7 protein-coding genes are annotated in these 6,619 nt (G+C 67.0%); 4 read left to right on the forward strand and 3 right to left on the reverse strand.

From position 1 onward, the window contains the following. Window positions 1–96: 96 nt before the first annotated feature. On the reverse strand, window positions 97–945 hold the full coding sequence (locus ABWP09_RS05505) for a hypothetical protein (RefSeq protein ID WP_353204142.1): 849 nt from the start codon (window positions 943–945) through the stop codon (window positions 97–99). Further along, entirely contained in the window at window positions 942–1,979 is a 1,038-nt protein-coding gene (locus ABWP09_RS05510) for a COX15/CtaA family protein (protein ID WP_353204143.1), read from the reverse strand. Before ABWP09_RS05510 ends, ABWP09_RS05505 begins: the two co-directional genes overlap by 4 nt. A 395-nt stretch (window positions 1,980–2,374) precedes the next feature. Between ABWP09_RS05510 and ABWP09_RS05515 the strand changes: the two genes are divergently transcribed. Beyond that, window positions 2,375–2,767, forward strand: a complete 393-nt coding sequence (locus tag ABWP09_RS05515; RefSeq protein WP_353204144.1) for a MerC domain-containing protein — start codon at window positions 2,375–2,377, stop codon at window positions 2,765–2,767. A gap of 81 nt (window positions 2,768–2,848) precedes the next feature. Beyond that, window positions 2,849–3,307 (forward strand): Fur family transcriptional regulator, encoded by a 459-nt coding sequence (locus tag ABWP09_RS05520; RefSeq protein ID WP_353204145.1) that lies wholly within the window; start codon window positions 2,849–2,851, stop codon window positions 3,305–3,307. A 9-nt stretch (window positions 3,308–3,316) separates the two neighbouring features. On the opposite strand, the gene ABWP09_RS05525 is transcribed toward ABWP09_RS05520, so the two are convergent. Then, on the reverse strand, window positions 3,317–3,856 hold the full coding sequence (locus tag ABWP09_RS05525) for a GNAT family N-acetyltransferase (RefSeq protein ID WP_353204146.1): 540 nt from the start codon (window positions 3,854–3,856) through the stop codon (window positions 3,317–3,319). A gap of 107 nt (window positions 3,857–3,963) precedes the next feature. Here ABWP09_RS05525 and dxs point away from each other — a divergent pair, with 107 nt between their 5' ends. After that, window positions 3,964–5,889 (forward strand): 1-deoxy-D-xylulose-5-phosphate synthase, encoded by a 1,926-nt coding sequence (gene dxs, locus ABWP09_RS05530; RefSeq protein WP_353204147.1) that lies wholly within the window; start codon window positions 3,964–3,966, stop codon window positions 5,887–5,889. Window positions 5,890–5,973: 84 nt separating this feature from the next. After that, window positions 5,974–6,456, forward strand: coding sequence for a cytochrome c (locus ABWP09_RS05535; protein WP_353204148.1), 483 nt, complete (start codon window positions 5,974–5,976; stop codon window positions 6,454–6,456). Window positions 6,457–6,619: the final 163 nt, after the last annotated feature.

Here is a 6,619-nt window from a genome sequence, read left to right on the forward strand (position 1 = left end):
CCGCCCCGAGGGACGGCTCCAATGGCGGCCTATTGCTGCGGGACGGCGTGGAAGTCAAGCAATTGGCGGGTTTCGTGACGGGTAACCTAGTACCGACTACCTTGACGGGCGGAGTTGCAGCGTCAGGATGGTCTCGATCTGCGTGGTGTGGGCGGTCGCTCCGTCGCTCAACCGCGTCTCGGCGATGTCGTGCGCATCGCGTAGCAGACCCGTTGCGGCGTCGATGTGGCGAATCGAGGTGATCGTGGCGGTCGGCCGCTGCGCCGGGATTGCGACATCGTGCCCATGCGTGTCGGCCGCAGCGCGGGTATCGACCCCGCCGGCCGCCCGGACCTCGATCGCGACGATCCCGCCCGCGCTGCGTGTGGTTTCGATCCCCTCAAGCGCGGTGCCGGGCGCGAGCGGCGGGCGGCTGGGCAGGGTGATCGCACGCTGCCCGGGCGCGCGATCGGCCGCGGCACCGGCAAGGACGGGGGTCAGGACCGAGCGCAGCATCGCGGCCTTGCGCTCTGGCGGCAGCGCGCGCAGCGGGCTGGCCAGCACGCGCGCATCGCCGCTGCGCGCGCGCCGTGCGCTGATCCGTTCGATCGCGTCGGCGATCAGCGCGATCGCGGCGTCGGCATCCGCGACGTCCACGATCGCGCCGCTGGCATCGAGCCGATAGCGGATTGGGCGGTGGAGCAAGGCACCCGTCGCCGCGCGGAACATCGCCCCGACGTCGTCACCGGCGCGTTCGTCGATCGTGTCGAGCGTCACCGTGACATCGAACCCGGCATCGGTCTTGTGGAACACAATGGTGCGGCTCGCCTGGAAGCGCGTCACGCCGTCCGCCGTGCGGGTTTCGACGGTGTCGTAACGGTAGGGGCGATCCGCGACCGGGCGGAACTCCGCTGCGGCTGCGCCCGACCACAGCAGGACCGACAGACCGAACCCGGCGTGAATCACGCGGGGCGGCGGCTCACCGCATGCGCCGCTGCGGTCGCGGCGATCAGCGTGAGCGCGGCATTGGCCTGATGCGCGACCGCGATGACGATTTCGACACCGCTCAGCAAGGTCGTGATGCCGAGGATGATCTGGAAGCCGATCAGCACGATCACGGACCAGCCAATGCGCGGCGCGCCGGCCCGAATCGCCTTTGCCCCCAGCCAGACGATCCCCGCCGCCGCGACGAAGGCCAGCCAGCGGTGGATGAATTGCACCGCGATTGGGTTATCGACGGCGTTGCGCCACAGCGGATCGGTCAGCGGCGTTGCCGCCGGAAAGATTTCGTCGCCCATCAGCGGCCAGCTCGAAAAGGCATAGCCGGCATCAAGCCCGGCGGTAAACGCCCCGAACATGATCTGCGCGAAGAGCAACAGCAGCGCCACAGCGGCAAAGGCGCGCAGCCGCGCCGGGTTGGCGAGGCGGTTGGCGGCCAAATCACGCAAGTCGAGCGCGGTCCACACCGTGCCGGCGAGCAGCGTCAGCGCAGTCACGAGGTGGACGGCCAAGCGGACATGGCTGACATCGGTGCGCTTCGCGAGGCCCGACGACACCATCCACCACCCGATCGCACCCTGGAAACACACCAAAGCGACCAGCGCGAACAGCCGCGGCACATAGCCGCGCGGGAACCGGCCCGCCGCCCAGAAGGCGAGCAGCGGCAAAAGATACGCCGCGCCGACGACCCGGCCGAGCAAGCGGTGGACATATTCCCAGAAGAAGATCGCCTGGAACCCGGCCAGCGTCATGCCGCGGTTGAGCTGCTGATATTCGGGGATCTTCTTGTAATTGTCGAACTCGGCCTGCCACTGCGCACCCGTCAGCGGCGGGATGATCCCGCTGATCGGTTTCCACTGCGTGATCGACAGACCCGATTCGGTCAGCCGCGTGATGCCGCCGATGACGACCATCGCGACGACCAGCGCAGCGACAATAAAGAGCCAGTTCGACAGCGTGCGCGGCCGGAGGCGAGTGGGGAGGGTGGATGCCTGGAGCATGGGATCGCCTTACGCTTCCGTAAGGCCCGCGTCGATTGAGGATTTGGGCGGTATAGGTGCAAAATCTGACGGGTGGGGATTGGGTGGGAGGTGGAGGCTAGGTTTGCCGTCGATCAACGCGATGCGTTGTCTCACGCGTCTGAGATAGCCGTGAAAAGCTGACCGGAGCAACTGAACGATATCTCGCAAAGCCCATCGTCACCCCGGCCTTGTGCCGGGGTCCACGGTGCAGCGGGTTAGGCGTTTGAGTCGGCGGCGCCGTGCGTGCTGCGGGGTGGACCCCGGCACGGGGCCGGAGTGACGAAGCGAGTGGGGCAGGGCGCAATCCCAAACCCACAAAAAACCCAAGATGATATGTTGTAACTTGTCCCCCGCCGTGCCACATGGCGCGCAGCATGACGACTCTTGCCTCTACCCCTGCGGTCCAATGGATCGAGCAGCGCTTCGACAATATGGCGATTGGCCTGTCGGGGCTGTGCGTGGTGCATTGCATTGCGAGTTCGGTGTTCATCGCGCTCGCCTCGACCGCGGGCGGGTTGCTGCTCAACCCGCTGTTCCATGAAATCGGGCTGACGATCGCGATCGGCTTCGGCATCCTCGCGCTCGGACGCGGGATCTTTGCGCATGGCTATATGATGCCGGCGGTGGTCGGCTCGGCCGGACTGGGCACGATGGCGGGCGCGATTTCGCTGCCGCATGATGGGTCGGGCATGGAGACGGTGTGGACGCTGATCGGCGTCGCGATCCTCGCGCTCGGCCACGATCTCAACCGGCGCGCCGCCAACTAGGCGACCCGTCAGAGTCCGGCCCTAAGCGTCTGGCCGAGTCGGCGCATTGCGGGGCGGGTGCCGAGAGCCTATCTCCGATCGATGGCAGCGCATCATCATCACGAGCCGCAAGGCGCCGATCTCGCCACCGCGGCACAGGCAACGCTCGAAAAATCGGGTGAGCAATGGACCGTGATGCGTGCCAACATCTTCCGCGCGCTCGCCGGGTTCGACAAGCCGGCCTCGGCCTATGACATTGCCGAGGCGGTCTCCAAGGCCGAAGGACGCCGCGTCGCCGCCAACAGCGTGTACCGCATCCTCGACCTGTTCGTCGGTGCCAACCTGGCGCGGCGCGTCGAGAGTTCGAACGCCTACATCGCCAACGCCCACCCCGATTGCCTGCACGACTGCATCTTTCTGGTGTGCGACACATGCGGGCAGACGACGCATCTCGATGACGATCGCATCACCCGGGGTGTGCGTCTGGCAGCGGAAGCAGCGGGTTTCTCGCCAGTGCGCCCGGTGATCGAAGTGCGCGGCAAATGCGCGACCTGCGACTGATCTAACGGTTCAGGGCAAATCTTTACCCATCCGGACGCCGGGTACCGCCGGGCCGGTTTCCGCCATTTTCTGTACCCGCTCAATCGGCAGATAGCCGCAGGCGAGGTAGAGCGGCTCGCCCGCGAGCGTCGCCATCATCTCGACCCGGCGGAAGCCCGCCGCCCGCGCGGCATCTTCGCACAGCGCGAGCACCAGCCGCCCGATCCCGCGGCGGGCATAGGCCGGATCGGTATACATGGCGCGGATTCGGGCGGCATCATGCGCCGGATCGAGTGCACGGACATCGCGTTGCGCCGCGCTGTGGTCGCCGCCATAGAGCGTCGCGCGGTAGCTCCACCCGCCACAACCGACCGGCACGCCATCCTGTTCGACCAGGAAATAGGTGCGGTCGGCGATCAATTGCGTGTCGAGTCCCATGCTCAACCGACTCGCCACGACCTGCGCCGAGGAAAGGTAAGGGCGCTGTAGCGAATCGATCGCGCGTTCCATCAGCGTCGAGATTGCGGGGATGTCGGCCTCGGTTGCGAGGCGGTAGGTGAGGCCGGGCATGCCCATATGTGGTGCGCCGTTGCATCGTTCGTCAAGAAAATGTGGCGTGTGCAGCGGCGCGCGATCCGACAATCGACACGGCCCCGGAGCGGCGCTAAACAGGGGGGATGGTTGACGCACTCACAACGCCGTTGCTCGACACGGTCCAGCTCCCTTCCGATCTTCGCGCGCTCGCGCCGACGCAGTTGCGGCAGCTCGCCGACGAACTGCGACAGGAGACGATCGCCGCGGTCGGCGTGACTGGCGGGCATCTGGGATCCGGGCTTGGCGTGGTCGAGCTGACCGTCGCGATCCACTATGTGTTCGACACGCCCAATGACAAGCTCGTCTGGGACGTTGGCCACCAATGCTATCCGCACAAGATCCTGACAGGCCGGCGCGACCGCATCCGCACGCTGCGCATGGGCGGGGGCCTGTCGGGCTTCACCAAGCGCAGCGAGAGCGAGTATGATCCGTTCGGCGCGGCGCATTCGTCGACCTCGATCTCCGCCAGCCTCGGCTTTGCGATCGCCAACAAGATTGCGGGCAAGCCCGGCAAGGGCATTGCGGTGATCGGCGACGGCGCGATGTCGGCGGGCATGGCGTATGAGGCGATGAACAACGCCGCCCAAGCCGGCAACCGGCTGGTCGTCATCCTCAACGACAATGACATGTCGATCGCGCCGCCGGTCGGCGGGCTGTCGGCCTATCTCAGCCGAATCGTGTCGAGCCGCGAATTCCTCGGCTTCCGCGATCTGGCGCGCAAGCTCGCCAAGCATTTGCCGAGGCCGATCGCGGCGGGGATGCGCAAGACCGACGAATTCGCCCGCGGCATCGCAATGGGCGGTACGTTGTTCGAAGAACTCGGCTTTTATTATGTCGGGCCGATCGACGGGCACAATCTCGACCAGTTGATCCCGGTGCTCGAAAACGTCCGCGATGCCGAGGAAGGCCCGATCCTCGTTCACGTCGTGACCAAGAAGGGCAAGGGTTACGGCCCGGCCGAGGCGGCGGCGGACAAATATCACGGCGTCCAGAAGTTCGACGTCATCACGGGAACGCAGGCCAAGGCTCCTCCGGGGCCGCCACAGTACCAAAATGTGTTTGGCGCGCAGCTGTCGAAGGAAGCTGAGAGCGATCCGACGATCTGCGCGATCACCGCGGCGATGCCGTCGGGCACCGGGCTCGATGCGTTCAGCAAGGCGCATCCCGATCGCTTCTTCGACGTCGGCATTGCCGAGCAGCACGCGGTCACCTTCGCTGCCGGCCTCGCCGCGCAGGGGATGCGGCCGTTCTGCGCGATCTATTCGACCTTCCTGCAGCGGGCGTACGATCAGGTCGTCCACGACGTGTGCATCCAGAATTTGCCGGTGCGCTTCGCGATCGACCGTGCGGGACTCGTCGGTGCCGACGGTGCCACGCATGCCGGGTCGTTCGACGTGACCTATCTCGCCACGCTGCCCAATATGGTGGTGATGGCACCCGCCGATGAGGCCGAATTGGTCCACATGACGCACACGGCAGTGCTGCACGACAGTGGGCCGATCGCGATCCGCTACCCGCGTGGCAATGGCACCGGGGTCGAACTGCCAGCGGAAGCGCAGCAGCTCGAAATCGGCAAGGGCCGGATCGTCCGGCAGGGGCACAAGGTGGCGATCCTGTCGCTCGGCACGCGGCTGGCTGAGTCGCTCAAGGCGGCCGAAGCGCTCGAGGCCCGGGGGCTCAGCACCACTGTCGCCGATCTGCGCTTTGCCAAGCCGCTCGACGAGGATCTCATCCGCAAGCTGCTGACAACGCACGAAGTGGCGGTGACGATCGAGGAGGCCGCGGTCGGCGGGCTCGGCGCGCACGTGCTGACCTTCGCGTCCGACGACGGCTTGATCGATGCCGGACTCAAGCTGCGCACGCTGCGCTTGCCCGACATCTTCCAGGATCAGGACAAGCCCGAGCTGCAATATGCGCAAGCCGGGCTTGATGCCGATGCGATCGTCGAGACGGTGCTGAAGGCGTTGCGGCACAATTCGGGCGCGGTGGCGGAGGGCGCGCGGGCCTGATCGGCACGCGAGCCAGCGCCCGCGCGATTGCGGGGCGCGGCGTTCGGGGTTAGCGTGTACGCTTTCCAGCCGAAGGAAGCCGTTATGCGCCTAGCGATCCTGATCCTCCCCGCGCTTGTAATTGCCGGGGGCGGCGTTGCGGCGCTTGCCCGGACCGCGCCCGCTATGGCCCCGGCGGCGAGTTTGCCCGCGAGTGACTTGGTGCAAGGTCGCCGCGCCGCGTTCCGCCTGTCGGGCGGCATCCTTGGCAATTTGAAGGCAGCCGCCGCGCGCGGCGACGATCTGACCAAGGTCGCCGGACAAGCCCGCGCGCTCGCCGGATGGGCGCGCGCGATCCCCAGCATGTTCCCGGCAGGCAGCAATGTCGCGCCGACCGAGGCGCTCCCCACGGTCTGGACCGACCGCGCGGGCTTCGCCGCCAAGGCCGCCGACTATGCCGCCGCCGCCGACACGCTCGCGGATCTCGCCAAGGCGGGCGATACGGCGGGCTTCACCGCGCAGCTGGATGTGGTGGGGAAGACGTGTGCGGGGTGCCATGCGGTGTATCATGTGCCGCCGAAGGGGTGAGCGGGTGCGCGCAAGATTTAGCGCCAGCTAAATCGCGCCTTCAGCGCACCCGCCGGCCGGCGCGGCCAGCAGCCGCGTCCGACGCCGCGGCTTTGCTGCGGCGGGGCGCCCCGCTAAAGTCACACGAGTCACACGATCGCAGGCGTTGCGCGGGCGCTAAAGT

Origin of the sequence: Sphingomonas sp. (genome assembly GCF_040398505.1) — a bacterium.
Lineage (GTDB): Bacteria > Pseudomonadota > Alphaproteobacteria > Sphingomonadales > Sphingomonadaceae > Sphingomonas.